The 25,492-nt window shown below is 66.6% G+C and carries 26 protein-coding genes; 12 read left to right on the forward strand and 14 right to left on the reverse strand.

Annotated features, from left to right (window positions below; all coding sequences use genetic code 11):
- Window positions 1-47: 47 nt before the first annotated feature.
- On the reverse strand, window positions 48-791 hold the full coding sequence (locus ABZS43_RS21775) for a glycoside hydrolase family 25 protein (RefSeq protein ID WP_355037748.1): 744 nt from the start codon (window positions 789-791) through the stop codon (window positions 48-50).
- Between the two features lie 78 nt (window positions 792-869).
- Window positions 870-2,207 carry a glycogen debranching protein gene (locus ABZS43_RS21780; RefSeq protein WP_355037749.1) on the reverse strand — a complete coding sequence of 446 codons (1,338 nt, stop codon included), beginning with the start codon at window positions 2,205-2,207 and terminating at the stop codon, window positions 870-872.
- An 86-nt stretch (window positions 2,208-2,293) separates the two neighbouring features.
- Between ABZS43_RS21780 and ABZS43_RS21785 the strand changes: the two genes are divergently transcribed.
- Both ABZS43_RS21785 and ABZS43_RS21790 read left to right on the forward strand, forming a co-directional pair.
- Window positions 2,294-2,986, forward strand: a complete 693-nt coding sequence (locus ABZS43_RS21785; protein WP_355037871.1) for an SDR family oxidoreductase — start codon at window positions 2,294-2,296, stop codon at window positions 2,984-2,986.
- A 154-nt stretch (window positions 2,987-3,140) separates the two neighbouring features.
- Entirely contained in the window at window positions 3,141-3,977 is an 837-nt protein-coding gene (locus tag ABZS43_RS21790; RefSeq protein ID WP_355037750.1) for a polysaccharide deacetylase family protein, read from the forward strand.
- Window positions 3,978-4,004: 27 nt separating this feature from the next.
- Here ABZS43_RS21790 and leuS read toward each other — a convergent pair whose 3' ends face one another.
- Window positions 4,005-6,851 (reverse strand): leucine--tRNA ligase, encoded by a 2,847-nt coding sequence (gene leuS / locus ABZS43_RS21795; RefSeq protein ID WP_355037751.1) that lies wholly within the window; start codon window positions 6,849-6,851, stop codon window positions 4,005-4,007.
- 143 nt (window positions 6,852-6,994) lie between these two features.
- On the opposite strand from leuS, the gene ABZS43_RS21800 reads away from it, so the two are divergent.
- Together ABZS43_RS21800 and ABZS43_RS21805 are read left to right on the forward strand one after the other, a co-directional pair.
- Window positions 6,995-7,402 carry an SdpI family protein gene (locus ABZS43_RS21800; protein ID WP_355037752.1) on the forward strand — a complete coding sequence of 136 codons (408 nt, stop codon included), beginning with the start codon at window positions 6,995-6,997 and terminating at the stop codon, window positions 7,400-7,402.
- 586 nt (window positions 7,403-7,988) lie between these two features.
- Window positions 7,989-8,114 carry a hypothetical protein gene (locus ABZS43_RS21805; RefSeq protein ID WP_355037753.1) on the forward strand — a complete coding sequence of 42 codons (126 nt, stop codon included), beginning with the start codon at window positions 7,989-7,991 and terminating at the stop codon, window positions 8,112-8,114.
- Window positions 8,115-8,138: 24 nt separating this feature from the next.
- Here the strand turns inward: ABZS43_RS21805 and ABZS43_RS21810 are convergent, their stop codons facing one another.
- From ABZS43_RS21810 to ABZS43_RS21825, 4 genes are read right to left on the reverse strand one after another with little or no spacing between them, the layout of a single operon-like run.
- Window positions 8,139-9,176, reverse strand: a complete 1,038-nt coding sequence (locus tag ABZS43_RS21810) for an aminotransferase class I/II-fold pyridoxal phosphate-dependent enzyme (RefSeq protein ID WP_355037754.1) — start codon at window positions 9,174-9,176, stop codon at window positions 8,139-8,141.
- 27 nt (window positions 9,177-9,203) lie between these two features.
- Window positions 9,204-10,244: a 3-oxoacyl-[acyl-carrier-protein] synthase III C-terminal domain-containing protein gene (locus tag ABZS43_RS21815; RefSeq protein ID WP_355037755.1), complete on the reverse strand. Its 1,041-nt coding sequence runs from the start codon at window positions 10,242-10,244 to the stop codon at window positions 9,204-9,206.
- Window positions 10,245-10,247: 3 nt separating this feature from the next.
- Window positions 10,248-10,907 (reverse strand): SRPBCC family protein, encoded by a 660-nt coding sequence (locus tag ABZS43_RS21820; RefSeq protein WP_355037756.1) that lies wholly within the window; start codon window positions 10,905-10,907, stop codon window positions 10,248-10,250.
- Window positions 10,904-12,586, reverse strand: coding sequence for a thiamine pyrophosphate-binding protein (locus ABZS43_RS21825; RefSeq protein WP_355037757.1), 1,683 nt, complete (start codon window positions 12,584-12,586; stop codon window positions 10,904-10,906). The genes ABZS43_RS21820 and ABZS43_RS21825 overlap by 4 nt, the downstream gene beginning before the upstream one ends.
- Window positions 12,587-12,775: 189 nt before the next feature.
- Here ABZS43_RS21825 and ABZS43_RS21830 point away from each other — a divergent pair, with 189 nt between their 5' ends.
- The 3 genes from ABZS43_RS21830 (at window position 12,776) to ABZS43_RS21840 (ending at window position 15,171) form a co-directional block, all read left to right on the forward strand.
- Window positions 12,776-13,294: an EXLDI protein gene (locus ABZS43_RS21830; RefSeq protein ID WP_355037758.1), complete on the forward strand. Its 519-nt coding sequence runs from the start codon at window positions 12,776-12,778 to the stop codon at window positions 13,292-13,294.
- A 129-nt stretch (window positions 13,295-13,423) separates the two neighbouring features.
- Window positions 13,424-14,401, forward strand: a complete 978-nt coding sequence (locus ABZS43_RS21835; RefSeq protein WP_355037759.1) for an ATP-binding cassette domain-containing protein — start codon at window positions 13,424-13,426, stop codon at window positions 14,399-14,401.
- Complete coding sequence (locus tag ABZS43_RS21840; protein WP_355037760.1) at window positions 14,398-15,171, forward strand: ABC transporter permease; 774 nt, start codon at window positions 14,398-14,400, stop codon at window positions 15,169-15,171. Before ABZS43_RS21835 ends, ABZS43_RS21840 begins: the two co-directional genes overlap by 4 nt.
- Before the next feature lie 55 nt (window positions 15,172-15,226).
- On the opposite strand, the gene ABZS43_RS21845 is transcribed toward ABZS43_RS21840, so the two are convergent.
- From ABZS43_RS21845 to ABZS43_RS21855, 3 genes are all read right to left on the reverse strand, one after another.
- Window positions 15,227-15,946, reverse strand: a complete 720-nt coding sequence (locus ABZS43_RS21845; RefSeq protein ID WP_355037761.1) for a zf-HC2 domain-containing protein — start codon at window positions 15,944-15,946, stop codon at window positions 15,227-15,229.
- Window positions 15,947-15,966: 20 nt separating this feature from the next.
- On the reverse strand, window positions 15,967-16,578 hold the full coding sequence (locus ABZS43_RS21850) for a sigma-70 family RNA polymerase sigma factor (protein WP_355037762.1): 612 nt from the start codon (window positions 16,576-16,578) through the stop codon (window positions 15,967-15,969).
- A gap of 90 nt (window positions 16,579-16,668) precedes the next feature.
- Entirely contained in the window at window positions 16,669-17,313 is a 645-nt protein-coding gene (locus tag ABZS43_RS21855) for a YqgE/AlgH family protein (protein ID WP_355037763.1), read from the reverse strand.
- 86 nt (window positions 17,314-17,399) lie between these two features.
- Between ABZS43_RS21855 and ABZS43_RS21860 the strand changes: the two genes are divergently transcribed.
- Window positions 17,400-18,161, forward strand: a complete 762-nt coding sequence (locus tag ABZS43_RS21860; protein ID WP_355037764.1) for a 1-acyl-sn-glycerol-3-phosphate acyltransferase — start codon at window positions 17,400-17,402, stop codon at window positions 18,159-18,161.
- Here ABZS43_RS21860 and ABZS43_RS21865 read toward each other — a convergent pair.
- The gene (locus ABZS43_RS21865) at window positions 18,155-18,466 is read right to left on the reverse strand and encodes a GNAT family N-acetyltransferase (protein ID WP_355037765.1); all 312 of its coding nucleotides are present in this window, start codon (window positions 18,464-18,466) and stop codon (window positions 18,155-18,157) included. The two genes, ABZS43_RS21860 and ABZS43_RS21865, sit on opposite strands and share 7 nt — an antisense overlap.
- Window positions 18,467-18,622: 156 nt before the next feature.
- Here ABZS43_RS21865 and ABZS43_RS21870 point away from each other — a divergent pair, with 156 nt between their 5' ends.
- Both ABZS43_RS21870 and ABZS43_RS21875 read left to right on the forward strand, forming a co-directional pair.
- Window positions 18,623-20,230: an alpha/beta hydrolase gene (locus ABZS43_RS21870; RefSeq protein WP_355037766.1), complete on the forward strand. Its 1,608-nt coding sequence runs from the start codon at window positions 18,623-18,625 to the stop codon at window positions 20,228-20,230.
- Window positions 20,231-20,298: 68 nt separating this feature from the next.
- Window positions 20,299-21,420, forward strand: coding sequence for a glycerate kinase (locus ABZS43_RS21875; protein ID WP_355037767.1), 1,122 nt, complete (start codon window positions 20,299-20,301; stop codon window positions 21,418-21,420).
- A gap of 25 nt (window positions 21,421-21,445) precedes the next feature.
- Here ABZS43_RS21875 and ABZS43_RS21880 read toward each other — a convergent pair whose 3' ends face one another.
- A complete protein-coding gene (locus tag ABZS43_RS21880; RefSeq protein ID WP_355037768.1) occupies window positions 21,446-22,603 on the reverse strand; it encodes an acyl-CoA dehydrogenase family protein in 1,158 nt (385 codons plus the stop codon).
- A gap of 428 nt (window positions 22,604-23,031) precedes the next feature.
- On the opposite strand from ABZS43_RS21880, the gene ABZS43_RS21885 reads away from it, so the two are divergent.
- Both ABZS43_RS21885 and ABZS43_RS21890 read left to right on the forward strand, forming a co-directional pair.
- Window positions 23,032-23,412 (forward strand): hypothetical protein, encoded by a 381-nt coding sequence (locus ABZS43_RS21885; protein ID WP_355037769.1) that lies wholly within the window; start codon window positions 23,032-23,034, stop codon window positions 23,410-23,412.
- Between the two features lie 222 nt (window positions 23,413-23,634).
- Window positions 23,635-24,081 (forward strand): nitroreductase/quinone reductase family protein, encoded by a 447-nt coding sequence (locus ABZS43_RS21890; protein ID WP_355037770.1) that lies wholly within the window; start codon window positions 23,635-23,637, stop codon window positions 24,079-24,081.
- A 7-nt stretch (window positions 24,082-24,088) separates the two neighbouring features.
- Here the strand turns inward: ABZS43_RS21890 and aroQ are convergent, their stop codons facing one another.
- Both aroQ and ABZS43_RS21900 read right to left on the reverse strand, forming a co-directional pair.
- Window positions 24,089-24,535, reverse strand: coding sequence for a type II 3-dehydroquinate dehydratase (gene aroQ, locus ABZS43_RS21895; RefSeq protein ID WP_355037771.1), 447 nt, complete (start codon window positions 24,533-24,535; stop codon window positions 24,089-24,091).
- 45 nt (window positions 24,536-24,580) lie between these two features.
- On the reverse strand, window positions 24,581-25,189 hold the full coding sequence (locus ABZS43_RS21900) for a hypothetical protein (RefSeq protein WP_355037772.1): 609 nt from the start codon (window positions 25,187-25,189) through the stop codon (window positions 24,581-24,583).
- Window positions 25,190-25,492: the final 303 nt, after the last annotated feature.

Below are 25,492 nucleotides of genomic sequence, written 5' to 3' on the forward strand. Positions count from 1 at the left end.
GGATTCGGGTCATCGGCCGGGGACTCGCAGCCGGAAACCGGTGCGGTTCAGCCACTGCCCGTGAGACCTCCCATATTCGCGTATTGCGCGAAATCGCCTTGGGCGCCGCTGTATACGTTGAGGTCGGTGCCGCCCGCAATGCCGGGGACGCTGCCGCGATCGGTGGTCTGCCAGAATGTCCAGGTCGGCCAGCCGCCCGGCACCTCGGGTTGGTCGTTGCCCCGGTAGTCGGCGATCCAGAGTGGATAGGCGGTGAATTCGTCGGTATTCGCCATCGCCGTCTTCCAGAAATTCGGATAGGTGTAGATGATCGGCATGCGGCCGGTCAGGGTCCGGACCGTGTTCAGGTACCGGTGGGTCCAGTTGATGAGTCCGGCCGGGTCGAGTCCGCCGGAATGTTCCATATCGAGGACCGGCGGCAGGTCGAGCGGGCCGTTCTGGCCGAGCACCGTCGCCGCGTACAGCGCCGCCTGTGGTTCCGGCGGCAGGCCGGGCTGGGCGTAGTGGTAGGTACCGCGCGCGACGCCGGCTGCCCGCATCAGCAGGCTGTCCGGCACGAAATAGGGGTTGATGTAGTTGAGACTCTCGGTCGCCTTCAGCATGGCGAACTGATGTCCGGCCCTGCGCACGGCGAACCAGTCGATCAGCCTGCCATCGATATGCTGCCAGGACGACACGTCCGGCCCGCTCGGCGCCGCGGGGGTTGTCTGTGCGGTTGCTGTCAGAATGCTGCCCAGCGTGGCGCTGGACAACGCGAGTACGCGAATCGATCTCCATCGAGTCCGGTGCATGAGATTCGACGATAGCCAATCGCTTCTACTGTCACCAGTGTGGCTATCAGCGCGATTGCGTATCGTTCGCTGAATGCCCTAACCGAGCCAGTCCAGTACCGAGGCGGCGGTCCAGGACTGCTGCATGCTGCCGAGTGGTTCGCCCGTGAAGGGTTCGTAGTATTCGGCGAAACTTCCGTCGCTCGCCTGGCGCAGACCTTCGGCGCGCAGCGTATAGGCGCGTTCGGCCCAGCCGCGGCGGGCGAAAGCCCAGGAGAACAGCCAGCTCATGACCGGCCAGACCGGGCCCCGCCAGTACTCGCGCGCCCGGAAATCCTTGGATACCGGCGAGGTCGACGGCGGCAGGGCGTAGCGAAGATCCGGGTGACCGCAGTAGCGCGGCCCCTCGAACAGGCGAAGCAGGCTGCGTTCGGTATCGCGGGGCAGGCCACCGCACAGCAGAGGGGAGAAGACGGACAGGGTTTCGGTATTGATCCAGCGTTGCCCGCGGATGTCGAAATCGCGGGCCGCGCCGGTGCGGGTATCGGCGGTCGCCGCAACGCCGGCACGGAAGCGATCGGCCCAGGAGTAGAGATCGCGCACGTCGGCTTTGGGCTGTTTGTACTCCTCGCCGATATCGGCGAGCACCTCGCAGGCCAGCGCGAAGATCGCGGAGACGAATACGTCCTCCACCGCGAAACTCATACTCGACGCCAGCAGGTAATCGTCGTATCCCGCGCGCCGCATCTGTTCGACCAGCCACAGGTAGCGGTCGTATTCGCGGTCGCTCGGTCGCTGCGTCGGGTCGGAGATGATCGCGGTGTCCTCGCGTCGATACGGCGGCAGGTCGCCGGGGACCACATTCTCGTAGGCCCGGTCCCAGCGCGGCGAGTTGTCCATTCCGGATTCCCAGCCGTGATACAGCGTGATGCGCCCGCTCTCCTTGGGATCGCGCGCGTGGGCGAGCCAGCGGTGCCAGCGCACCAGATCCGGCCAGCGCCGGTTGAGGAATTCCTCGGCCACCGCCCTGGTGCTGCGGCGGTGCCTACGCGAATGGTCGAGTATGCGCTGCACCGCGATGGCGTGTACCGGCGGCTGGGTGATGCCCGAGGTATCCGGGCCGTCCGGCGCGTTGACGGCCAGTTTCCTGCACTCCCACCGCGACGGTCCGGGAAAGTAGCCGTCGACGCCGTTGGCGAAGACGATGTGCGGGATCATGCCGTTCTTCCACTGCGCCGACAGCAGGGTGTCCAGTTCCATCACCGCGCGTTCGACACTGAGCGGCGCCAACCCGACCGAGACGAAGGCGGCGTCCCAACTCCACATGTGGGGATACAGCCGGGGCGCGGCACTGGTCATAGTGCCCAGATCATTGCCCCGCAGCAGATAAGCGGCGCGGGCCGCGAGCTGTGTAGGGGTGAACCCCGGATGTGCCATCCCCCCATTCTGCGATGGCACCTTCGAATACGCCTGCCGGGCGGTGTGTCGTTCGGCACCGCGCCGTGACCACTACCGTGGGGCGCATGACCGCCGTCACCAGCATGCCGAAGCCGACCGCTCTGATCACCGGCGCCAGCCGTGGATTGGGGGCTGCCATCGCCCGTGAGCTGGCGCCGACGCACGAGTTGCTGCTCGGCGCCCGATCCGAGGACTCGCTGCGCGGAATTCTCGCGGAACTTCCCGATGCCACCGGATGGCCGGTCTCGCTGACCGATTACGACGCCGTCGCCGCGGCCGTTGCCCCCATTCGGCGGCTGGATGTGTTGGTGCACAACGCCGGAATCGCCGATCTCGGTACGGTCGCCGAATCCTCGGTCGAGCAGTGGCGTACTACGTTGGAGGCCAACCTCATCGCGGTGGTGGAACTGACGCGTCTGCTGCTTCCCGCCTTGCGCGTCGCGAACGCGCATGTGGTGCTGATCAATTCGGGAGCGGGCCTGCGCGCGCACCCGGGCTGGTCGGCCTACGCGGCGAGCAAATTCGGATTGCGCGCCTTCGGTGACGCTCTGCGTCAGGAAGAGCCGAATCTGCGGGTGACCTCGATCCATCCGGGGCGTATCGACACCGATATGCAGCGCGCGATCGTCGCGGGCGAGGGTCGCGAGTACCGGCCGGAGGAATTCCTCACCCCGCAGACCGTCGCCGGCGCGGTGCGCAATGCCATCGAGACGCCCCGCGACGGACATCCCACCGAGATAGTGCTGCGGCCGTACTGATCGGGGCCGCCCGACCTACCTTCGGATCGGACAGGCCCGTTAGGTCCGAATTGTCTCAATTTGCTTACGGGTGCGCGGTGGTTCATCCAACGGACAGATCGGGTCGATACAGTCCCGGCTGTTCGTCCGCCGTCGCGGTTCGCCGACCGGGGACATGTATCAGGTCCGAGCAGAGCCGAAGGTATGGATCGTGGAAAGACGTCGTGTGTTGTCGATGCTTGTCGCCGGTACCGCGATGGCGTTGACCGGCTGTGCGGTGGCCGGAGGCGGCCCGATCGACACCGGATCGGCAGGCGGTGCGCCGGTGCTTCCGCCTGCGCCGCCGTCGCGCCCCCAATTGCCGCCGCCGCCCTCCGGGCCGAAGACGCCCATCGCCGCCAAGACCATCACCGCGCTGCCCGGCGCGGGTTCCAGTATGGCGCTGACCGTCGATGACGGCGCCAGCCCCGAGGTGGTCGGCGCCTATATCCGCTTCGCGAAGGACACCGGCGCCCGCTTCACCTTCTTCGTCACCGCCTACTACGACTCGTGGGCGATCCATCGCGACGAGTTACGCCCGCTGGTGGACTCGGGACAGATCCAGCTGGCCAACCACACCTGGGATCACGCGGATCTCACCGCCATCTCCGCCAGCGCTGTCGCCTCGCAGCTCGATCGCGCGAAAACGCACTTGCGCAACAATTTCGGCGTGGACGGCACTCCGTACTATCGACCGCCGTTCGGCAGGCACAACGCCACCGTCGACCGGGTCGCCGCCGATCTCGGCTACACCGTGCCGACCATGTGGTACGGCTCCCTCTCGGATTCCGGCGTGATCACCGAGGAGTACCTGATCGAATGCGCACGTAAGTATTTCAATCCGCAGACCATCGTCATCGGTCACGCCAACGCGCCCGCCGTCACCCGTTGCTACGGGCAGTTGGTCGACATCATCAGGGAGCGCAATCTGTCGATGGTCACGCTGAACGACGTGCTGCTGCCTCCGCGCTGAATCGCCCGATCTCCGGTTCGGGCACGATCACGCGACGATATTGATCAACCGGCCCGGCACCACGATCAGTTTGCGCGGGGCGGCCCCGTTCAGGATGGCGGCTATCTTCTCCTCGGCCAACGCGGCGGCCTCGATGGTCGCGTTGTCGGCGTCGGCGGGAACGCGAATGCGGCTGCGTACCTTGCCGTTCACCTGGATCGGGTACTCCACCGATTCATCCACGAGCAGTGCCGGATCGGCCACCGGGAACGGGCCGTGCGCCAGGGATTCGGGGTGGCCGAGGCGCTCCCACAGTTCCTCTGCGATATGCGGTGACAGCGGCGCGAGCATCAATACCAGCGATTCCACCACCAGCCGGGGAGCTCCCCCCGGATAGGTCTTGGTGAGATGGTTGGTGAGTTCGATGAGTTTCGCGCCCGCCGTGTTGTCGCGCAGCGCGGCCAGATCCTCGTCCACGCCGGCGATCGTCTTGTGCAGCAGGCGTTGGGTCTCGTCGGAGGCCACCTCGTCGGTGACGCGCACCGCGCCGGTCTCCTCATCCACCACCAGTCGCCAGATGCGTTGCAGGAACCGGTGCGCGCCGACGACATCCTTGGTCGCCCACGGCCGCGAGGTGTCCAGCGGACCCATCGACATCTCGTAGAAGCGGAAGGTGTCGGCGCCGTACAGGTCGCACATCTCGTCGGGGGAGATGGCGTTCTTCAGCGATTTGCCGATCTTGCCGTACTCCTGGAAGACCCGGATCTCGGTACCCGTGGCGTCGGTCCAGTAGAACGTGCCGTCGCGTTCGACGACCTCGGCGGCAGGCACGTACGCGCCGCGCTCGTCGGTGTAGGCGTGGGCCTGGATGTAGCCCTGGTTGAACAGTCGCCGATACGGTTCGCAGCCGCTGACATCGCCGAGATCGAACAGCACCTTCTGCCAGAAGCGCGCGTACAGCAGATGCAGTACGGCGTGTTCGACGCCGCCGACGTACAGGTCGACGCCGCCGGGATCGGTCGGGCCGTGTTCGGCGGTGCGCGGGCCGAGCCAGTAGGTCTCGTTCTCCTTCGCGCAGAACGCGTCGGTGTTGGTCGGGTCCGCGTAACGCAATTGGTACCAGGAACTTCCGGCCCAGTTCGGCATGACGTTGGTGTCGCGCCGGTACTTCTTGGGTCCGTCGCCCAGATCCAGTTCGACATGCACCCAGTCGGCGGCCTTGGCCAGCGGCGGGGAGGGTTCGGAGTCGGCGTCGTCCGGGTCGAAGGTCACCGGCGCGAAATCGTCCAGTTCCGGAAGCAGCACCGGCAGCATGGATTCCGGCAGGGCATGGGGTGCGCCCTGCTCGTCGTACACGATCGGGAAGGGCTCGCCCCAATAGCGCTGGCGGGCGAACAGCCAGTCGCGCAATTTGTACTGGATGGTGCCCTTGCCGTGGCCGTCCTGCTCGAGGCGGGCGATGATCGTCGCCTTCGCCTCCTCGACGGACAGGCCGTCCAGGTAGCCGGAATTGATCAGCGCGCCGTCGCCGCTGTGGGCCGCTTCGGTGATGTCACCGCCGGAGATGACCTCCAGGATCGGCAGCCCGAGGGCGGTGGCGAAATCCCAGTCGCGCGGATCGTGCCCCGGCACCGCCATGATGGCGCCGGTGCCGTAGCCGCTGAGCACGTAATCGGCGATGAAGACAGGAACGGACGCGCCGTTGGCCGGGTTGACGGCGTAGCTTCCGAGGAAGACGCCGGTCTTCTCCTTGTTCTCCTGACGTTCCAGATCCGACTTCGCCGCGATCGCCTCGCGGTAGGCGGCGACGGCGTCGCCCGGGGTGGCCGCGCCCCCGTTGGTCCAGCGCGCGTCGGTGCCATCGGGCCAGGTCGCCGCGGTGAGTTTGTCGACCAGATCGTGTTCGGGGGACAGCACCACGTACGTCGCGCCGAACAGGGTGTCGGGGCGGGTGGTGAAAACCTCGATCTGCTCGCCGTCGGCGTCGAATTTCACCTGCGCCCCACGTGAACGCCCGATCCAGTTGCGCTGCATGGACTTCACGTTGTCCGGCCAGTCCAGCAGTTCGAGATCGTCGACCAGCCGGTCGGAATAGGCGGTGATACGCATCATCCACTGCCACAGGCGCTTACGGAAGACGGGGAAGTTGCCGCGTTCGCTGCGGCCGTCCGCGGTGACTTCTTCGTTGGACAGCACGGTGCCGAGGCCGGGACACCAGTTGACCACCGAATCGGTCTGATACACAAGACGATACGAGTCGATCAGGGCCATGCGGTCGGACGGTGACATCGTCGCCCAGTCCTGACCATCGGGAGCGGGACGGGCGCCGGAGGCGAATTGGTCTTCCAGTTCCGAGATCGGCCGCGCGCGGCCCAGTTCCAGGTCGTACCAGGCGTTGTAGATACGCAGGAAGATCCACTGCGTCCAGCGGTAGTACTCCGGATCGGTGGTCGCGAACGAGCGGCGACGGTCGTGGCCGAGGCCGAGCCGGTCCAGCTGCCGCTGCATGGTGGCGATATTGGTTTCGGTGGTGTCGCGCGGATGCGCCCCGGTCTGCACCGCGTACTGCTCGGCGGGCAGGCCGAAGGCGTCGTAGCCCAGGGCGTGCAGCACGTTGCGGCCGTTCATCCGGTGGTACCGGGCGAAGACGTCGGTGGCGATATAGCCGAGCGGATGTCCGACGTGCAGGCCCGCGCCCGACGGGTAGGGGAACATGTCCTGCACGAACAGTTTGTCCGGCGGGGTGTCACCGGCGAGCGGGCCGGTCGGGTTGGGCGCGTGGAAGGTGCCGCGCTGCTCCCATAGCCGCTGCCACCGGCGCTCGATGCGGCCCGCGAGGTCGGCGTTGTACCTGTGCTCGGGTACATCGCTTTCGGTTGCACGAGTGTCCTGCACGGTCCTGCCTTCTTGTTCTCGCGGATTTCCGGGACAAACTTTCCGGGACAAACTACGTGTAACAGGGTAGAACGTCCGGGTCGCAGGACCGAAAATCGGGAGCGCCCCGCGATCCGTGTGGGCCGGTGCGATACCCTGCCAGGGTGTTCGTCGTCGCTCTCGCCCTGTTCGTACTGGCCCTCGTCGCCATCGCGACCGGTGTGCTCGGACTGACCGGCAAACTTCCGCGTAACAGGTTCGTCGGGGTCCACACCGAAGACGCCCTCGCTACCGAGGAGACCTTCCGGATCGCGAACTATGTCGCGGCACCGACCTCCGTTGCCGCGGGTCTGCTGCTCTTCGCGGGTGGTTTGATCGCCTCTGCCGCGAACTGGGGCGTCGCCCTCGGCGTCGCCGCTGTCACCATGGTCGTCGCGCTGTTCACGCTCGGTGCCGGAGTCAACGCCGCTGGCCGGGCCATCGCGGGACTGGTGCCCGTGCGCGAGGAAGGCGGTTGCGGCCAGTCCTGCGGCGCCTGCTCGCTGCGCGACACCTGTGCCCCCGCGAACTGATCGGCACCCGCGCCCCGCGAACTGACTCGGCGCTTTCGGCTCCCGAGGACTGACTCGGCACCGTCCCTGGCCGTCGACCCGGCGCTCCCGTTCACCGCGGAAACCTCATGGCGGATTCCCCCGATCGGACGTACCCTGGCGGCACGACTCCTTAGGGGAGGATGTCGGGGGGAGCCATCATGGGTGTGGTATTCGCTTCTCACCATCCTGTTCTTCGCGTTCGCGCCGGGGCTGTCCGGTGCGAACGCCCGTGGGTCGATGCGCTATGCCGACGACGGCCAGGCGCGCTGTAGTCCACGCATCCGAACGGGGAGGGAATCCATGGGTGCATACGCCTTAGCGGCGGTATTCTTCGCCGGCCTCTTGGTGGTCTGGTTCAACCTTTTTCTGGGTCTCGGTCTGATCGCGATCGCGGTCATGATCGGCTACGTGGCCTTGGTCCAGCGAAGCATCGGTTCGCGGCGGAACAGAACTCGCCAGGCCGGCCCGGGGCGTTGGTCCGCCGCGAGCGGTGGGGCCATCGGTGGCGGTGGCGGTGGCGGTGGGAACAGCGGCAGTAGCTGTGGCGGTGGCAGCAGTTGTGGCGGTGGCAGTAGCTGTGGCGGTGGCAGCAGTTGTGGCGGTGGCAGTAGTTGCGGTGGTGGTGGTGGCTGTGGCGGCGGTGGCTGTGGCGGCGGCGGTGGCTGACCCGGCCGCGGCGGTGTGGCGGTGACGTGAGTCGCCGCCACACCCCTGGTCACCGCATCGTGGCCAGCGCGGCGAGCACCGCCAGGTCGGCCGTGGGATCGCCAACGGCGATTCGGGCGCTGCCGTCGGGATAGCACTTCGCGGTGATTCCCGCCCGCCGCAGGGCGGTGGCGACGCCGGGACCCGGCAGATACAGGAAATTGGCGTGACTGCGCGGGGCCGCGATTCCGCACGACCGCAACGAGTTCCGTAGATTCTCGCGTGCGGTGGTGATTCGATGGATACGCAACCGCAGTTCCGGCGTAGCCGCGTAGGACGCGGCGACGGCCGCGACGGCAGCCGTGCTCATACCGAACGGCAGTTGTAGCCGACGCACGCGCCCGATCAGCTCACGTCCGCCGTACACGTACCCGATCCGGAGTCCCGCCAGTCCGTACGCCTTCGAAAAGGTACGCAAGATAAGCAGATTCGGATGTTTACGCAACAGTCCCGCGGTGTCGAGCCGATCGGCGTCGGCGAGGAATTCGACGTAGGCCTCGTCCAGCACCACCGGCACCCGGCTCGGTACCGAAGCCAGGAACGTCTTCAGCTCACCCGCCGGGATCACCGTGCCGGTCGGATTGTGCGGGCGGCAGACGACGATCAGCGAGGTCCGCTTCTCGACCGCCCGCCGCATGGCCCGCAGATCCTGTTCGCCCGCCCTGTCCAGCGGCACCGGGACCAGGTTCAGCCCGGCCATATCGGCCATGATCGGATAGCCGTCGAAGGTCGGCGAGCTGACGATCAGTTCCGATCCCGGTGTGGTCAGCGACTGGATGATCTGCATCGCCACCCCGGTGGCGCCGCATCCGACGACCACCTGATCCGGTTCGACTCCGACATGGCGCGCGATCAGTGCGGGCAGCCGCTGCGGATAGAATTCCGGGTACCGATTCGACTGTGCCAGAACCGCGGTCACGGCACGTAGCACCGAGGGCAGCGGCGGAAACGGGTTCTCGCTGAGGCTCAGATCGAATTCCGCGGCGACCGCCCTGCCCGTGTCGTGCCGCCGCGACGAGGGTGCCCCGTCGATCAGACGCATACTCATCGTCGCACCTCACCCATTGGCCGCACCTCACCCATTGGCCGCACCCCAGCGAACGGCCGCCGCCCCGGCGAAATCCCCCGCGTGCGCGAAGGCCGACATCAGCACCACCGAGCCGTTGCGCAATCCGCCCGCGCGGTTCGTCACGTCCAGGGTGACGGGAATGCCCGCGGCGAAAAGGTTTCCGCATCGGTCGAAGGTGTCGGGATGCCGTTCGGCGGGCAGTTCCAGCGCGTCGTGCCAGTTGCGCAGGAACAGCCGGTTGGGCTGGTTGGTGACGAAGGTATCGATATCGCGGCCCTTCACCCCGATGCGGTCGCAGACCGCGAGCGCTACCTCCGGCACCAGCCGATTACCACGGGCGAAAACCTTGGTGACCTTGGACTCGGTGAAGCTGACGCAGCCCTGACCCTCGCCGGGCTCCCAGTACTTGCGCTCGCTGTTGGTGGAAAAGTCCATATCACCGGCGAATTCGGGATAGGTGCGGCATTCGATATCGAGAATCGGCGCGCTGTCGTCCTTCACGAGCAGTCCGACGCCGCAACCGTCGCCGGGGACAGGAGCCTGGGCGAGTTTGCGTATCTCGCTCTGGGTGAAAACCGGTCCCGCGCAGTTCTGGGTGGCGACGATCAGCGCGGTGCGTGCGTCGGTGGTCTGCAACACCATGCGCGCCATCGACATCATGTGCACGAAGGCCGCGCAGCCGCCGTTGTGCACGTCGTAGACGAAACTCGGGCGGGCGCCGAGCCGCCGCGCGATCTCGGGTCCGGCGCCGAGAACCGGATTGTCCGGCAGTTGGGTGTGGGTGATGAGCACGTCGACGCCCGAGACGAACGCGGAGCCGTGCCGTTCGATCAGGGGCGCGACGGCGCGTTCGGCCATATCCACTGCGGTCTCGTCGCGGGCCACGTGGTGGCGTCCCGACGGCGAGCGGAACATGACGTTCTTCGCCATCCGGTCCGACCGGGAGTACTGGGTGAAGTATTCGGTGCCGACCGGCTCGCCGGGCAGATAGCTCGCCACGTCGATCAGGCTGACGGTGGGCAGGCCGAAAGCATCGGGGTTGGTCATGGGTCACCGCATCCATTCGGGTGTGATCGGCAGGCCGTGCGCGGCGCGGTACTCGCAGATCGCCTTGAGGTTGTCCATTTCCAGCTGGTGTCCGGCGGAGAACATATCCCAGAAGTCGCCGACCCAGACCGGGCGCTTGGGGGGAGCCGTTTCCGGATAGGGGTTCTTGTCGTAGAAGGGGTGTTTGCAGTTGACCCACAGCACCACCGAACCCGGCTTGTCGAAGACCGCCTGCGCGTCGACCACGCGCATCAGGTAGATCATCCACAGGTGTTTGCCCTGGTCCCAGGCGCAGTGGTAGTCGACGGTCATCGCCTCCGGATTGGCCACCGTCCTGGTGTAGATCTCGGTGGCGTCGCCGAGCCGGTCGTAGGCAAGCCACAGGCCAGGTTCCTCGGTTTCGGCGAATCCGCGCAGGCTGTAGGTCCATTCCTCGAGCGACCTGGTGTCGGCGAGATATTCGTAGACCTCGCGGGGCGGGGCCGCGATATACGCCTGGACCGGGCAGTATTCGCCGAAGATCTGGTCGTGCGGATAGACCGATCGCAGCATGTCCACGATGATCGGCGTGGTGGCGTCCTTATCGGAGTTCTCGATACGGAGCACCCCTGGCACCACGTCATCGGGGATATCGCTGAGGGCGGGCAGCGCGCTGATGGTCACGGGTTCCTCCTGGTGGATTCGAGGGATGTCAGGAACGGGACGAACGGTGGGATCTCGTCCGGATCGCAATCGATCGAAATGAACGAGGGGCCGGGGTTTTCGAGGCAGTGGCCGAGCGCATCGGTGAGTTCGGCCGGGTCGTGGACGGAGTAGGCGGCCAGTTCGGGGAACATCGCGCCGATGCCGTCGCCCAACTGGGCGGGGCGGAAGCGGTTGAAGCTGTACCGATCCCGGTAGTAGATCTGTTCGCGGGTGACGCACATGGCGTGCGCGTTGTTGTTGAGCACGATGAAGGTGACGGGCAGCCGGTGCTCGAGGGCGGTGTGCACCTCCATGCCGTGCATGTAGAACGCGCCGTCGCCCGCGATGACGATGGTGCGCCGCAACCCGTGCGGGCCGTGGCGGCGCGCGAATGCCGAACCGATGCCCGCGCCGAAGGCGTAGCCCATCCCGCCCATGCCCAGGGCGACCACGAACCGGCCGCCACGGGGGACTCGCAGGTGGTGCACCACGGCGGCGCCGGTATTTCCCGCATCGGCGAAGACGTCGGTGCCCGCGGGCAGTGCGGCGTCGATGGTTTCGACCAGTTCTCGGTAGCGCAGACCCGGCCCCCTGGCCGCCGGCACGTCGAGCGTGGTCAGCGGGGCAGCCGGTCGATCGTCGATATAGGCTGCGGCGCCGACGAATTCAGCCGCCAGAGCGCCGAGTGCGCCGGCCAGGTCGGTGCTGTAGGCGTGGACCGCGGGGACGTACGGCGCTTGAACTCCGATGCCGGCGACGGTGGTGTCCTTCAGCAGTTCGTCGAGGCCCGTGCTCGCGGTGATCGGCATCGGCGTGCCGATGAGCAGGCAGAGTGCGGCCGACCGGATCGCCGCGGCGAGTTCGGGATGTCCCATACTGCCCGCGACGCCGCAGAAGGCGGGATCGGTGTTGTCGTAGACATCCTTGGCGTCGGGCGTGACGCCGACCGCCGCGTCCAATGCCGCTGCGAGTGCGGCTAATTGGTCGCGCGCGTCATCGCGGGCTACTTGATCGCCCGCGACGATGACCACCTTGCCGGTGCGTTTGGCTTCGATCAGCGCCGCACGCACGCGGGCCGATCCGGGTTCGTCGTGGCGATGAGTCCTCGGCGGCATCAGGAACGGCGGGCAGGCGATCTCGGACTGCTGGACATCCTTGGGCAGCAGTAGTACGGCGGGGCCGCCGCGCCTGGCCGCGTCGATCGCCCTGGCCAGCAGATCGGGTAGTTCGCTGGCGTGCTCGACGCGGGCGCAGAATCGGCTGATTTCGCCGAAAAGCCGGGCCGCGTCGATGGTGCCCGCCAATCCGCTCGAATCCTGGAATGCCCCCCTGCCTTCGAGCGCGGTCGGCGGCTGCCCGACAAGGGCAAGTACCGGAACGCGCGAGGTGAACGATTCGGCAAGTCCAGCAACGAGATTCATCGCCCCGCCGCCGGAGGTCGCGGCCACGATGCCGAGTCCGCCGGTGCTGCGGGCATATCCGTCGGCCATGGTGGCCGCCGAGAATTCGTGTTTGGCGATCACCCCGGTGACGGCGTCGGGGGCGTCGAAGACGGCGTCGTACAGATCTTCGATATTGGCCCCGTCGACGCCGAAGATATGATCCGTCCCCGCGGTCGATACCGCCCGAACCAGATAATCCACGACCCTGCTCGGCATAAGCGCTCCTTCCCGCAGCGACGCTTCTGACGGCGCCGTGCGCGCGTCGAAACCATGTGCCTCGTACACGAGGGATACGTCCCGGCCCGCCGGGGGGTTCAACATCGTCGGAACTTTTTTCGGGCGGCGGCCGGACCGGCGCCCGAACAACTCTTGCAATGTACGTATACATCTACGTATAGTGGGTACATGCCGAATAAGACCATCTACGTTTCCGACGACGATCTCCCCCTGTTCCAGCGGGCGCAGGAGTTGGTCGGCGGGAACCTCTCCGGCGCGGTGACGACGGCCCTGCGCCGCTTCATCGAATTGGAGGAGGGCAGGCGGGAGGGTTTCGACGAGATCGTGCTCCGGGTCGGCCACAACGGGGTCAGGCAGATCCGCTTCTCCGGCGCGCTGCTCGGCGAGTGGAGCGATCAGAACGCGACCAGGATGGAACACGTCCGGGTGTACCGCACCCGCAAGGGCAAGATCGCCATGCATGCCCAGTACGCCAACTGGGACGACTATCCGACCGATGCCAAGAACTGGCTCAACGATCTCAAGAACTGGCGTCGCATGCTCGGCGTCGGCGAACAGGACTGGGGCGACTTCGTTTTCGAAGTGGTCGACGCACTCGACGAACTGAAGGGCAAAATTCCGGACAAGCTCTACGAACGGGTCGCCGATATCGCGGACCGACCGCCGGTGGAGGATCTCGACATCTGACCGGTTGGTTCGAACACTTTCTCGGACAACGCAATAACCGATAACTGACACGATCGCCGCGCCCAGTGGGGGCGGTGCCGATCAAACATGCGCTCATTCGCATCAATTTATGATTTGAAGGGAAGAAACATGGTCAACGGGCATCACCCACCCGCGATCTCGGCGCTCGGCCTGCGCAAGAGGTTCGGCGACCACACGGTGCTCGACGGCATCGATCTCACGGTCCCCGAAGGCACCATCTACTCGTTGCTCGGCCCCAATGGCGCGGGCAAGACCATCACGGTGCAGATCCTCAGCACCCTGATCTCCGCCGACGCGGGTGAAATCCGAATCGGCGGACATGATCTCGCGTCCGAGCGGCGTGCGGTGCGCGGACTGATCGGGGTGACCGGACAGTTCGCGGCCGTCGACGAATTGCTCACCGGACGCGAGAATCTCCTGCTGATGGGCGATCTGCACCATCTGCCGCGCCGGGACTCCAAGCGGCTCGCCGCCGAACTGCTGGAACGTTTCGACCTGGTCGAGGCGGCCGACAAGACGGCGGGTTCGTATTCCGGCGGTATGACGCGGCGGCTCGACCTCGCGATGACCCTGGTCGGCGATCCGCGCGTCATCTTCCTGGACGAGCCGACCACCGGCCTCGATCCGCGCAGCAGGCGGACCATGTGGCAGATCATCCGCGGACTCGTCGACGATGACGGCGTCACGGTCTTCCTCACCACCCAATACCTCGAGGAGGCCGATCAACTCGCCGACCGTATCGCGGTGCTGGACAACGGCCGACTCGTCGCCGAGGGCACCGCCGCCGAGTTGAAGCGGCTCGTGCCGGGCGGACATATCCGTCTGCGATTCGCCGACCGCGACAGACTGGAGGCCGCCGCGCGATCCCTCGGCGACCGCGCTCGGTTGCTCGCCGAAGACGCGAACGAGGAGTTCACCCTCGCCGTGCCGAGCGACGGCGGCGTCGCCGCCCTGCGCGCGGTCCTCGATCGTCTCGACGCCGATCACATCGAGGTCGAGGGGCTCGCCGTGCACACCCCCGATCTCGACGACGTATTCCTCACCCTCACCGGATATTCCACCGCCGACAAGGAGGCAGCGGCATGAGTGCCACTACCTACGCATTCACCGATTCCGTGACCATGTTGCGGCGGAATCTGTTGCACGCCAAGCGCTATCCGAGTATGACCTTCAGTGTCGTCCTGATGCCGGTGGTGCTGCTGCTGGTGTTCGACTTCGTCTTCGGTGGCGCGCTGGAGAAATCCTCCGGCGGCAACTACATCGACTACCTCGCCCCTGGCATGTTGCTGCTGATTCCGGCGTATATGACCGTGGCGGTGGCGGTGTCGATCGCCACCGACACGAGCAAGGGCATCGCCAATCGGTTCCGCACCATGGATATCGCGCCGTCGTCCATGCTGACCGGACACGTCCTCGGCACCCTGATCCAGGCCGTCCTCGGATCCGTGCTCATGCTGCTGGTCGCGCTGGCGATCGGATTCCGCCCCAACGCGAACGCGGTGGAATGGGCTGCCGTGTTCGCGCTCGTCGTCGCGGTGGTGCTGTCGTTCACCTGGCTGGCGGTGGCGCTGGGACTGCTCGCGCCGAATCCGGAGAGCGCGAGCAATACGCCGTTCCCGATCCTCTTGCTGCCATTCCTCGGAAGCGGTCTCGTCGCGACCGACACCATGCCGGTCGGCCTGCGCCAATTCGCCGAATACCAGCCCTTCACCCCCATCACCGAAACCATTCGCGGGCTGCTGATGGGTTCGGAGATCGGCAATAACGGCTATCTCTCGATCGCGTGGTGCACCGGCATCGGGGTGGGCGGTTACCTGTGGTCGTCGTCGATTTTCGCGAAGCAGACCACACGCTGATCGCGGTAGGAGAACGATCCCCGGCGGAATCCGCCGGGGATCGTTCTCGTAGGGATCAGACCGTCGCGGAGAGGACGACCCGGCCCGAGGTCATCGACTTGATCTGCACACTGCCGATCTGGTCGGGCGCCAGATCGATGGTCCTGTCGACGGTCAGGACGGTATCCGGCCCGGCGGGCCATTGATCGAGATCGAACGTGCGACCGTCCTTGCTGGTGACGGTCAGGCCGAAATTCCAGGCGTAGTTGTAGGCGCCCGGCGCGTACGTGCACGTCATCACGACGCGGGTGCGGCCATCGGCGGTGAGGATCTTGACCCCCGCCGAAACCGGGGTCGGTTCGAGCGGTTCCATCGCGCGTTCGGCGAACACCACCTGATCGGTGGTCGCCGGATCATTCGATGACACCAGCGAGGCGCCGATGGGAACACTGATGACCGCTGCTGCGGCGGCGGCCAGGATCGCGCCGCCGAACGCCGTCCACCGGCCGCGCTTGCGCCTGCGTTCGGCCGCGTCGGCGAGCCGGGGCAGCAGTTGCGGCGCCGGCGGGATATCCGATTCCCTCGTCGGCTGCGCGGGCATATCGAGCAGGGCGAACGCCGTCTCGGAATCGACGAGCGAGAGCATGCCGGGCAATCCGGCCAGTTCGGCGACGGCCGCCTGGCATTCGGGGCAGCCCGTGAGATGATCCTCGTACTCCCGGCGCTCGGTTCGGCTGAGGGAGCCGAGCACGTACGGTGCATCCCACGTGGCGTAGCCGTCGGTCGATCCCGACACACTCCCTCCTGCGATCTCCGTCATTTGTTCGTCACCCCCATCTCCTGTAGAGCGAGTCGTAGTGCCCGCATGCCGTAATGCATCCGGGATTTCACCGTGCCGGGCGGAATATCGAGTTCCTCCGCGATCTGGTGTGTCGAAAGTCCCCGATAGTAGGCGCGCACGATCACCTCGCGGTGATCGGCGCTGAGTTTGCCGAGCGCGTCCGCCACCAGCCAGCCGTCGAGGGCGCGGTCGGACTGGTCGGGAGTGGATTGCTCCGGTGGGCTGTCGGTGCGGAATTCGCGCCGGTTGCGGGCGCTGCGATGCTCATCCACGGCGAGATTGCGCGCTACCGTGAACAACCACGCCCGCGCCGATGTCGTGGATTGGTCCAGCACATTCGGTCGTTGCCAGGCGCGCAGCAGCGTCTCCTGCACGATGTCCTCGGCCCGGCCAGGATCCCGTACGAGGCCGACGGTGTACCGCCACAGCACCGCCGCGTGTTCGCGGTACAGAGCCTGCATCAAATCGGCGTGATCGTCGGGCGCTGTCGCGCGTTTCCTGCGCCAAGTCAATGTCTCCAGACGTCCGGTCCGTGCCGATGGTTCGGCGTCGGGCTGGGTTTCGGGCCGTCCCGGTCTGTTCCCCATAGAGCCGCCCGATCAGTCGTCGCGTGTCATGCGGAGTCTCCTTTTTCGTGGAGTACACGAGCCAGGGCCCCGGACGGTTCACGGCGAGCGTCAATTGCGTTCGAGTTCGATCGGGTGGGTGGCGAGCAGCGAGAGCGGCAGCGGCTGTCTGCGCAGGACATCGGCCCACAGATCCGCGCGGCCGGTGCTGATCGGGTCCGATGGCAGCGCTGACACCACGATCCAGTCGTTGTTCTGCAGTTCGCCCTCCAGCTGACCGAAGGTCCACCCCGCGTAGCCGGCGAAAATCCGGATGCCCTCGATCACCGGAGCGATCCGCTCCGGATCGGCGTCCAGATCGACCAGCACCACCCGGCCGTCGATCCGGCGCAGACCGGGAACGCCCGCGATCGACACACCGACGCGCAGGGTGCCGAGGCACAGTGCCGCGTCGCGTTTGACCGGGCCGCCGACATACAGCGTGCGGGGTACGGCGGCCAGTTCGGACCAGCGGGGCAGCACCTCGTGCACCGCGGCCTCGTTGGGACGGTTCAGCACCACACCGAGACTGCCGCCCTCGTTGTGCTCGATGATGTAGACGACGGTCCGCCGGAAAGTCGATTCGACCAGCTCGGTCGACGAGACCAGCAGGGATCCCGCACGGACCACCTGCTCGCCCTGCCGGAAATCCCGACGGCGTCGATCACCGTGCCCGCCGTGAGTTTGCCGCTCATCCGGTTCGTCTCCGCGTGCCACCTGGACATCATCGCAGCTGGATCGGCTTTCCGCACTGGTGGTCGCCCCGATCGTCCCGAGAGCGTTGGCATCGTAGGCTCGGCGTCATGGAACCACCCGAGGTGATCCTCGACAATGCCGACACCGTGTACGACTTCTATCTCGATCATCGGCAGAATCGGCTGAAAGCCTTGGCTGCGTATGCCCTGCTCGGGCGGCGTTACCAGCCGCGGATCAGTTACGCGGCGGGCGCGCGGGACCAGCTGCTGGCGTTGGTGAGATCGGGGCGGCCGACGATCTATTCGATCAACCACCTGTCCCAGAGCGATCCGTACACGGTGGCCGCGACAGCGTGGCGCAGCCCACTGCGGTCGGTCATCGGCAAGGTACGTGTGCTGGCCAAGGACGAACTGTTCGCCGAACCCGGCCAGCGGCGCAAAGTGGACATGATGGGCGGGATTCCGGTTTTCCGGGGCAAGGACCATGGGATCAGAGCGGTGAACGCGGCCGGTCAGCGCATGATGGATATCTGCGCGCAGCGGCTCGCGCGCGGTGACAACCTCGCGATATTTCCGGAGGGCACCTGTAACGAGGTCGATCCGACGCAGGTGCAGGCGGTGGGAAGCGGCATCGGGCATATCGCCTTCCGCGCGATGAGACTCGGCGTGCGTCCGGCGTTGGTGAGTATCGGGCTGAGCTACGGGCCCCGCGACGATCCGTCGATCCTGCCGACCAAGGAGGAGGCGAAATCCGCCAGCTTCTATTTCCAGCCGCCCATCGCCGAACTACCCGCCAAACCGGGCGATATCGCCCGCGTGGCCCGCACGGATCTGCAACTGGCGCTCGAGGGAGCGATCGCGAACTACTGAGGCAGGCCGAGCCCTTCGCGCGCCCACTGCGGCACCGATGCCACGTACTCGCCGTGGGTCTCCACGAAATGGCGCACCATCGGGCACAGGGGCAGAATTCCGTACCCCTGCTCGCGGGAGCTGTCGAGCGCTGACCGGACGAGGGTGCGGCCGAGGCCCTGCCCCTCGTACCGGGGGTATATCTCGGCGTGTACGAATCCGCGCTCCGAGGTGGTGTCCTGATACTCCGCGTAGCCGGCGATGGCACCGTCGACAAAGATCTCGAAGCGTTCCAGTGCGGTGTTGTTGGTGACCTCGGTCGACATGGCTCGACGCTACTCTGCCCGGTGGTAGGCCGCTCAACACGACGCAGCCGCCGGTAATGAATTCGTCGTTCGACTTGTCCAATGGTGCGCGACCTGCGCAGAATGCTCTTGGTCGCGTCGCATGCCGCACGGCATCGGCCCGGCGGAGGTGCGAACATGATGAGGACATTCGGACGCGAGTCGGTTAGGGCACTGCGCATTTCGCGCGCGTTCGGCGCGGTGGTCGTCGCCGCGGCGCTCGGCGCTTCGCTGGTCACCGGATTCGCCGATGCCGCGCCCACCGCGCAGTTCGGCGCCTGTCCCGAAGGATCGGTGAGTCCGGATCGCGCGGTGCGATGCGCGGTCGTCAGTGTGCCGATGAACTACGGAGAACCCGACGGCCCCCGCATCGAACTCACCGTCAGCCGGATCGCGGCCACCGGAACGAGCCGGGGCGCGATTTTCGCCAACCCGGGCGGCCCCGGTGCGGACGCGCTGGACTACTGGGCCCGCCGCGCCGATGTGCTGCCCGTGGGACTCGCCGCGGAATTCGATCTGATCGCGGTGCAGCCGCGCGGATTGCGTTGGGCGACACCGCTGAACTGTGCCACCGAAACGACCGATGCCGCGGGGGAAGAGGTTTCGCTCGGCGGCGGCAGCCGTGACGCGATCAAGAAGGCGTGCGATACCTCCCAGCCCGGCTATCTCGACACCATCACCACCGAGAACACCGCCCGCGACATGGACGCGGTCCGCGCGGCGCTCGGCCTGGAACATATCGACTTCCTCGGTACCTCGTACGGCACCTACCTCGGGGCGGTGTACGCGTCGCTGTTTCCGGGGCGGGTGGACCGGATGGTGCTCGACTCCAATGTGAATCCGGGGTGGGTGTGGACCGAGGAGTTCGCCCAGCAGCAGGTCGCGGGTAAGCGCCGACTCGATGATCTGTTCACCTGGATCGCCGAGCACAACGGCGAGTACCACCTCGGGGACACCCCCTTGCAGGTCTATCGGAACTGGGTGCGACTGGTCTCGGATCAGGGCGGCGGCTGGTACGCCAATCTGACGCCGCCGCCCGCGAGTGTCTCCGATCTGCCGGGCCAACTGCCCGAGCCGCTCGCCGAAATCGCGCGCGACGGGGTCAACGGAACCGTGGAACAGGCGGGCAAGGTACAGAACCTGGTGCGGACCCTGCTCTCGGGCGGCGCGTCCGCGCAGGTGCCGCTGGTCGGCGCGACGGCGGTCGCGACCTATACCCGCGCGTATTGGCCGATCTTCGCCAGGGCGATGGCCGACGCCAATATCGACCCGGCGAATGTGCAGCGCCTGCTGGCCATCGAGGGCGCCACCGCGACCGATCCCACCGGACGTTTCGTCTTCTCCGCCATCACCTGCAACGAGAACGCGGTGCAGCCGCGCCCCGAACTGCTCGCCTCCGCCGCGGCCACCATCGCCTCCGGCGGCAACGCGATGGACGCCCGCGCCGATCTGGTCCGCTCGGGGATGAGTTGCGGGGGATGGCGTCCGGTCGCCGAACCGGTGCCGATATCCGGCGCGGGACTGCGGACCAGGCCGCTGCTGTTGCAGAGCCGCCACGACGCCCTGACCAAATACGAGGGCGGACCGGCCATGGCACAGGCGCTGAACGGTTCCCTCATCACCGTCGACGGTGGTGACCACGGCACCTTCGGGCGTGCCAATCCCGCCGTCGACGACGCCGTGCTCACCTACCTGCGGACCGGTCAGGTCACGATCAACCGGGCCGATCAGGCACCGCTCGGCTGAGTTCGCTCGGAGGAAACGCCGCGCGCCATCGGTGGCGGGGGTGGGGTGAGCGGCCCCAGAATGTCGGGATGACCTCCGCGCCCCGGGTGGTGCTCGCCCCCGACAAATTCAAAGGATCGTTGACCGCCCCCGAGGTGGCCGAGGCCATCGCCTCGGGAATCGCGCGGACGCGCCAGGAGATCGAGCTGGCGCGGATGCCGGTCGCCGACGGCGGCGAGGGGACCGTCGACGCGTTCGTCGCGGCGGGGTGGAAACGGGTCGAGGTGGCCGCGCCGGGGCCGACCGGTGTGGTCGGCATCGCGACCTACGCGATGCGGGGGAGTACGGCGGTGGTCGAGTTGGCCGCGGCGGTCGGACTCGCGAAATTACCGGGGGGCGTTCATGATCCGCTCGGCGCGAGCACCTTCGGCCTCGGCGTCGTCATCGCCCATGCCATCGATCACGGTGCCGTCGAGGTCGTGATCGGTCTCGGTGGCAGTGCTTCCAGCGACGGCGGCGCGGGTATGGCGCAGGCGCTCGGTGTGCGCGTGCTCGACGGTCGTGGACGCGATCTGCCGCGCGGTGGAGCCGCCTTGGCGGACGCGTTCACGCTCGATCGGACCGGAATCCACCCCCGCGTCGCCGACACGCGGTTCATCCTCGCCTGCGATGTCGACAACCCGCTGCTCGGGCCGCACGGAGCCGTCGCGGTCTACGGGCCGCAGAAGGGCGCGCATTCCGGCCAGCTGTCGAGTCTGGAAGCGGCACTGACGAATTGGGCCGCGCTCGTGGGTCCGGAATTCGCCGATCGGCCCGGCGCGGGCGCGGCGGGCGGCACCGGTTTCGGCGCGATGGCGCTGTTGGGAGCCGAGGTGCGCGGCGGTATCGCCGTGATCCTCGATCTGCTCGATTTCCCGGCACTGCTCGACGGCGCGGATCTCGTCGTGACGGGCGAAGGTTCGCTCGACGAGCAGAGCCTGCACGGTAAGGCCCCGATCGGTGTGTGCGCGGCGGCCCGCGCGGCGGGTGTCCCCGTTATCGCCGCCGTCGGCCGCAACCTCCTGCCCCCCGAGCGAATACGCGCGGCCGGTTTCGCGGCCTGCTATGCCCTCGCCGAGCTGGAATCCGATCCGCTGCGGTGTATGACGGCGGCGCGGCCACTGCTGGAACGAGTCGGCGAGATGATCGCCCGCGAACACCTGCGCGCGTGATCGCCGGGATTCCGCTCGGCGGGTACTAGATCGATTCGACACCCCGTTCGATGAGTTGTGCGGCGATGACATTGCGCTGGATCTCATTGGTGCCCTCCCCGACGATCATCAGCGGCGCGTCGCGGAAGTAGCGTTCGACGGAGTACTCGGTGGAGTAGCCGTAGCCGCCGTGGATACGGATGGCCGACAGGGCGATCTCCATGGCCGATTCCGACGCGAATAACTTTGCCATCCCCGCTTCCATATCGCAGCGTTGTCCGGCGTCGAATCGTTCGGCGGCAGCCAGCGTCAGGTGCCGCGCCGCGGCGAGTTTGGTTGCCATATCGGCGAGTTGGCTGCCGATGGCCTGGTGCTTCCAGATGGGCACGCCGAAAGTCTCGCGCTGCCTGGCGTAGTCCAGCGAATCCTCCAGTGCGGCACGACCGACGCCGAGGGCGCGCGCGGCGACCTGGATGCGTCCGGTTTCCAACCCCTTCATCATCTGGGCGAAACCGCGCCCTTCCACGCCGCCGAGCACGCTGTCCACCCCCGTGCGGTAGTCCTGGAACGACAATTCGCAACTCTCGACACCCTTGTAGCCGAGTTTGGGCAGGTCGCGAGAGACGGTGAGGCCCGGCCCGTGTTCGACCAGCAGGATCGACATGCCGCTGTGCCGTGGCACTGCGGCCGGGTCGGTTTTGCACAGCAGTGCGATCACCCCGGATCGGCGGGCGTTGCTGATCCAGGTCTTGGACCCGTTCACGACATACTGGTCGCCGTCGCGGCGGGCGAGGGTGGTCATCGCCTGGAGATCCGACCCGCCGGACGGTTCGGTGAGCGCCATGGTGGCACGCAGTTCGCCGGTGGCCATGCGCGGCAGATATCGCCGCTTCTGCGCGTCGGTGCCGAAGGTGAGCAGCAGTTTGGCGACGACGGTATGCCCGCCCATCGCGCCCGCCAGACTCATCCAGCCGCGCGCCAACTCCTCGGTGACGTGCACATAGCAGGGCATCGAGACCGCCGCGCCGCCGTATTCCTCGGGAATCGCCAGCCCATAGATGCCGATCCGCTTCATGTGATCGATGAGCGCGCCAGGATATTCGTCGGCGCGCTCGAGCGCGGCGACATTCGGTTTCACCTCGCGATCGATGAACTGGCGGACGGTGGCGACGAGAAGTTGTTCTTCCTCGGTGAGGGTGGTCATCGGCTGCGCGCTTCCGTTCGAGATCAGCAGGGAGTCGGATAATGGGGCGGGCACCGTCGCGCACGGAGAATCCACACGCTGCTCGCCGTGGCGGGTGCTCAGCTCATCGAGGCCATATTGCCGAGCAGTTCGCGGCGGTTCTTCTCGCCCCACGCCCCGAGTGGGCGCAGCGCGAGGCGCAATTCCTCCCCCAGATCACATCGATCGCCACCGACATGCCGCAGACCTCGTGATCTGTATCACTGCTCATGGTCGCGCACCCTTTCCGACGGTATTTCGAACCTCGAGGTAGGCAACCCACCCCGACGTTCGGTCTTCCCGACATTACCTGCGCGGACGACTATCGAATCGTCGCCGATCACCGCCGAATCGAGAACCGAAGGGACAGATTATGTCCGAGCAGACCACGCCCCGATCCGTCGGCCTGGGTGCGTGAGCGCGGGGCCGAATTCCTTTCCGGCGGTGTGATGTCGGCGGGCGACGATATCGCGCATCCTGCGTCTTACATCTTCTACAGCGGACCGCGCGAGATTTTCGACGCGCACGCCGACTTGCTGCGGCGATTGAGCCCCCAGGAATATCTCGGCGTCGACGACGGTCTCGCGCAGATCTTCTACCAGGCGCTGCTGACCATATTCCACCCGTGGCTGCTGGCTTTCGACCAGGCGACGGCTGTGATCGAACGCTCCGGCCACGATGTCGCCCGATTCGTGCCGTTCGCCATCCGGTCCAGTGCGGCGTTCCCCCATTTCATGCCGAATTCGCCAGGGCGAATGCCGCTGGCGGATGGGCGGATACGGCGAGCCTGAGGATGATGGCCGCCGGCGCCGAGCACATCATCGATGCCAGCGAGAACCGAGCGGTGGAAACGGATCGGTGGAAACGGAGCGGTGGAAACGGAGCGGTGGAGAAGACGACCTCCATCGCGACTTCGAAGAATGCCACAAGTAGAGAGCACTGCTCTTGACGTAACGAATTCGGCGTGGAACACTGATCTCAAGAGAGAGCAGTGCTCACAACGAGGAGACGACATGAACGCAAGCACCCGCTATATCGCCCCCGCCGGTTTCGAATCCGTGATGAACCGTTTCTTCAACCTGCTGCCCAAACTCGGCATCAGCGTGATGGGGTCGCGACTGCTCGCGGTCAAGGGCCGCAAGAGCGGCGAGTGGCGGACCACGATGGTCAACCTGCTGGTCGACGAGGACGGCACGCGCTACTTGGTCGCCCCGCGCGGGCAGACCCAGTGGGTGCGCAATCTGCGGGTCGCGGGCGAAGGGGAACTGCGGCTCGGCCGCAAGGTCGAGACTTTCGGGGCCGTCGAGGTGGCCGACGCGGACAAGGTTCCGCTGCTGCGCCTCTACCTGCGCAAATGGGGGTGGGAGGTCGGCAAATTCTTCGAAGGCGTCACCAAGGACGCCACCAATGAGCAGTTGGCCGACATCGCGCCGGGATTCCCGGTCTTCCGGATCGCGTGAGGCGGCGTCAGGGCGTGCGCGTCGCCAGGAATTCCACGGCCGCCGCGTAGCCCTTGATGCCCATACCCGCGATCACCGCGGTGGCGATTCCGGAGATATAGGAGTGATGCCGGAATTCCTCGCGGGCATGCACATTGCTGATGTGCACCTCGACGATCGGCACCTCGGGAATGACCAGCGCGTCGCGCAGCGCCACCGAGGTGTGGGTCAAACCGCCGGGATTGATGACGATCGCCGATTCGGCCCCGCGCGCCCGATGGATGCGATCGATCAGCGCGCCTTCGGAATTCGATTGGAACGCGGTGATCTCCCGATCGAATCGGGCCGCGGTCTTGCGGCAGAGTTCGATGACGTCATCGAGGGTTTCCGACCCGTACACCTCCGGCTGGCGAATGCCGAGCGTGTTCAGGTTCGGGCCGTTCAGAATCAGGATCGGGGCGGCGGTATCTGCCATGGGGCAACCCTAACCCCGATCCCGGAGTGGTCCACGTGCCCGGTGTCAGAGGCCCTTGGGACCTTCGGACCGGAGATCGTCCACCTTGCGCATGGCGGTGCGCAATTCCTCCAGCCACGACTCCGCGTGCTTGCCCGCGAGTTTCACGGTCCAGGCCAGCGCGTCGGAGCGGGAGCGGGCGACCCCGGAATCGACAAGGGTGTCGAGCACCTTGCGTTCCGGCTGGCGCAGCCTCGTCATGACAGGGACGGCCAAATGGGTGAACATGATCCGCTCGCCGTCTACGGATACGCCCCAGGCGACGTTGCGTCCGTACCGGTGCTGCGCCTCACCCGCGATCTGCATCCGGGCCGGGCGGGTCGATTCGCGGAATCGCGCGACCGCACCCTCCTTGGTGGCGCGGGGCAGCTCATCGGTCGGCGCGCCGGCGTCTTCCTTCGTGTCGCCTTCGGCGGACTTCTCGGGTTGTGGCAGGGGTAGTTCGCCGATGACGACGATTTCGTCGCGGTCGATCTCGATCAGCGGCTGTCCGACGAACCAGTCGTTCGGCAATCTTCCGGCGAACCAGTCGGGCACATCCGCTGGGTCGGGCAGGTCCGCCTGTTGCCAGCCGCCGGGCCTTCCGAAACTCCGTCCCCGGTGTTCATGTCTCATGGGGGTCACCTTCTTCTCGGGATTCCGCGCTTCGGGCAGGGGTTCTGCACGTACCGCAGTGTCATGATTACAAGATTACGTCGCAAAAGGCCACGGCGGTTCTGCTCTGCGTGAACTGGCCTCCGATGGGGTAATCCCCCGGTCGGAGGTGTCGTCGGGCGGCGGCGGTGGGGAGCCGGTGTGGTTCCTCGGCGGCGGCGTTCGCGGTAATTCCCCATCGGGGCGTTCGGGCCGGTACGGTAGCGGCGCCGGTTATCGCCTCGTGACTGGACCGCGTCCATGATCGGCCGCTCGATAACGAGA

The organism is Nocardia sp. NPDC005366, from assembly GCF_040606855.1.
GTDB lineage: Bacteria > Actinomycetota > Actinomycetes > Mycobacteriales > Mycobacteriaceae > Nocardia.

What these genes read in the sequence shown, in the direction of transcription:
- ABZS43_RS21775 (WP_355037748.1), bottom strand. Translation starts at nt 791, where the DNA reads ATGCACCGGACTCGATGGAGATCGATTCGCGTACTCGCGTTGTCCAGC.
- ABZS43_RS21780 (WP_355037749.1), bottom strand. Translation starts at nt 2,207, where the DNA reads ATGGCACATCCGGGGTTCACCCCTACACAGCTCGCGGCCCGCGCCGCT.
- ABZS43_RS21785 (WP_355037871.1), top strand. Translation starts at nt 2,294, where the DNA reads ATGACCGCCGTCACCAGCATGCCGAAGCCGACCGCTCTGATCACCGGC.
- ABZS43_RS21790 (WP_355037750.1), top strand. Translation starts at nt 3,141, where the DNA reads ATGTATCAGGTCCGAGCAGAGCCGAAGGTATGGATCGTGGAAAGACGT.
- ABZS43_RS21810 (WP_355037754.1), bottom strand. Translation starts at nt 9,176, where the DNA reads ATGAGTATGCGTCTGATCGACGGGGCACCCTCGTCGCGGCGGCACGAC.
- ABZS43_RS21815 (WP_355037755.1), bottom strand. Translation starts at nt 10,244, where the DNA reads ATGACCAACCCCGATGCTTTCGGCCTGCCCACCGTCAGCCTGATCGAC.
- ABZS43_RS21825 (WP_355037757.1), bottom strand. Translation starts at nt 12,586, where the DNA reads ATGCCGAGCAGGGTCGTGGATTATCTGGTTCGGGCGGTATCGACCGCG.
- ABZS43_RS21830 (WP_355037758.1), top strand. Translation starts at nt 12,776, where the DNA reads ATGCCGAATAAGACCATCTACGTTTCCGACGACGATCTCCCCCTGTTC.
- ABZS43_RS21835 (WP_355037759.1), top strand. Translation starts at nt 13,424, where the DNA reads ATGGTCAACGGGCATCACCCACCCGCGATCTCGGCGCTCGGCCTGCGC.
- ABZS43_RS21840 (WP_355037760.1), top strand. Translation starts at nt 14,398, where the DNA reads ATGAGTGCCACTACCTACGCATTCACCGATTCCGTGACCATGTTGCGG.
- ABZS43_RS21850 (WP_355037762.1), bottom strand. Translation starts at nt 16,578, where the DNA reads ATGGGGAACAGACCGGGACGGCCCGAAACCCAGCCCGACGCCGAACCA.
- ABZS43_RS21860 (WP_355037764.1), top strand. Translation starts at nt 17,400, where the DNA reads ATGGAACCACCCGAGGTGATCCTCGACAATGCCGACACCGTGTACGAC.
- ABZS43_RS21865 (WP_355037765.1), bottom strand. Translation starts at nt 18,466, where the DNA reads ATGTCGACCGAGGTCACCAACAACACCGCACTGGAACGCTTCGAGATC.
- ABZS43_RS21870 (WP_355037766.1), top strand. Translation starts at nt 18,623, where the DNA reads ATGATGAGGACATTCGGACGCGAGTCGGTTAGGGCACTGCGCATTTCG.
- ABZS43_RS21875 (WP_355037767.1), top strand. Translation starts at nt 20,299, where the DNA reads ATGACCTCCGCGCCCCGGGTGGTGCTCGCCCCCGACAAATTCAAAGGA.
- ABZS43_RS21880 (WP_355037768.1), bottom strand. Translation starts at nt 22,603, where the DNA reads ATGACCACCCTCACCGAGGAAGAACAACTTCTCGTCGCCACCGTCCGC.
- ABZS43_RS21890 (WP_355037770.1), top strand. Translation starts at nt 23,635, where the DNA reads ATGAACGCAAGCACCCGCTATATCGCCCCCGCCGGTTTCGAATCCGTG.
- aroQ (WP_355037771.1), bottom strand. Translation starts at nt 24,535, where the DNA reads ATGGCAGATACCGCCGCCCCGATCCTGATTCTGAACGGCCCGAACCTG.
- ABZS43_RS21900 (WP_355037772.1), bottom strand. Translation starts at nt 25,189, where the DNA reads ATGAGACATGAACACCGGGGACGGAGTTTCGGAAGGCCCGGCGGCTGG.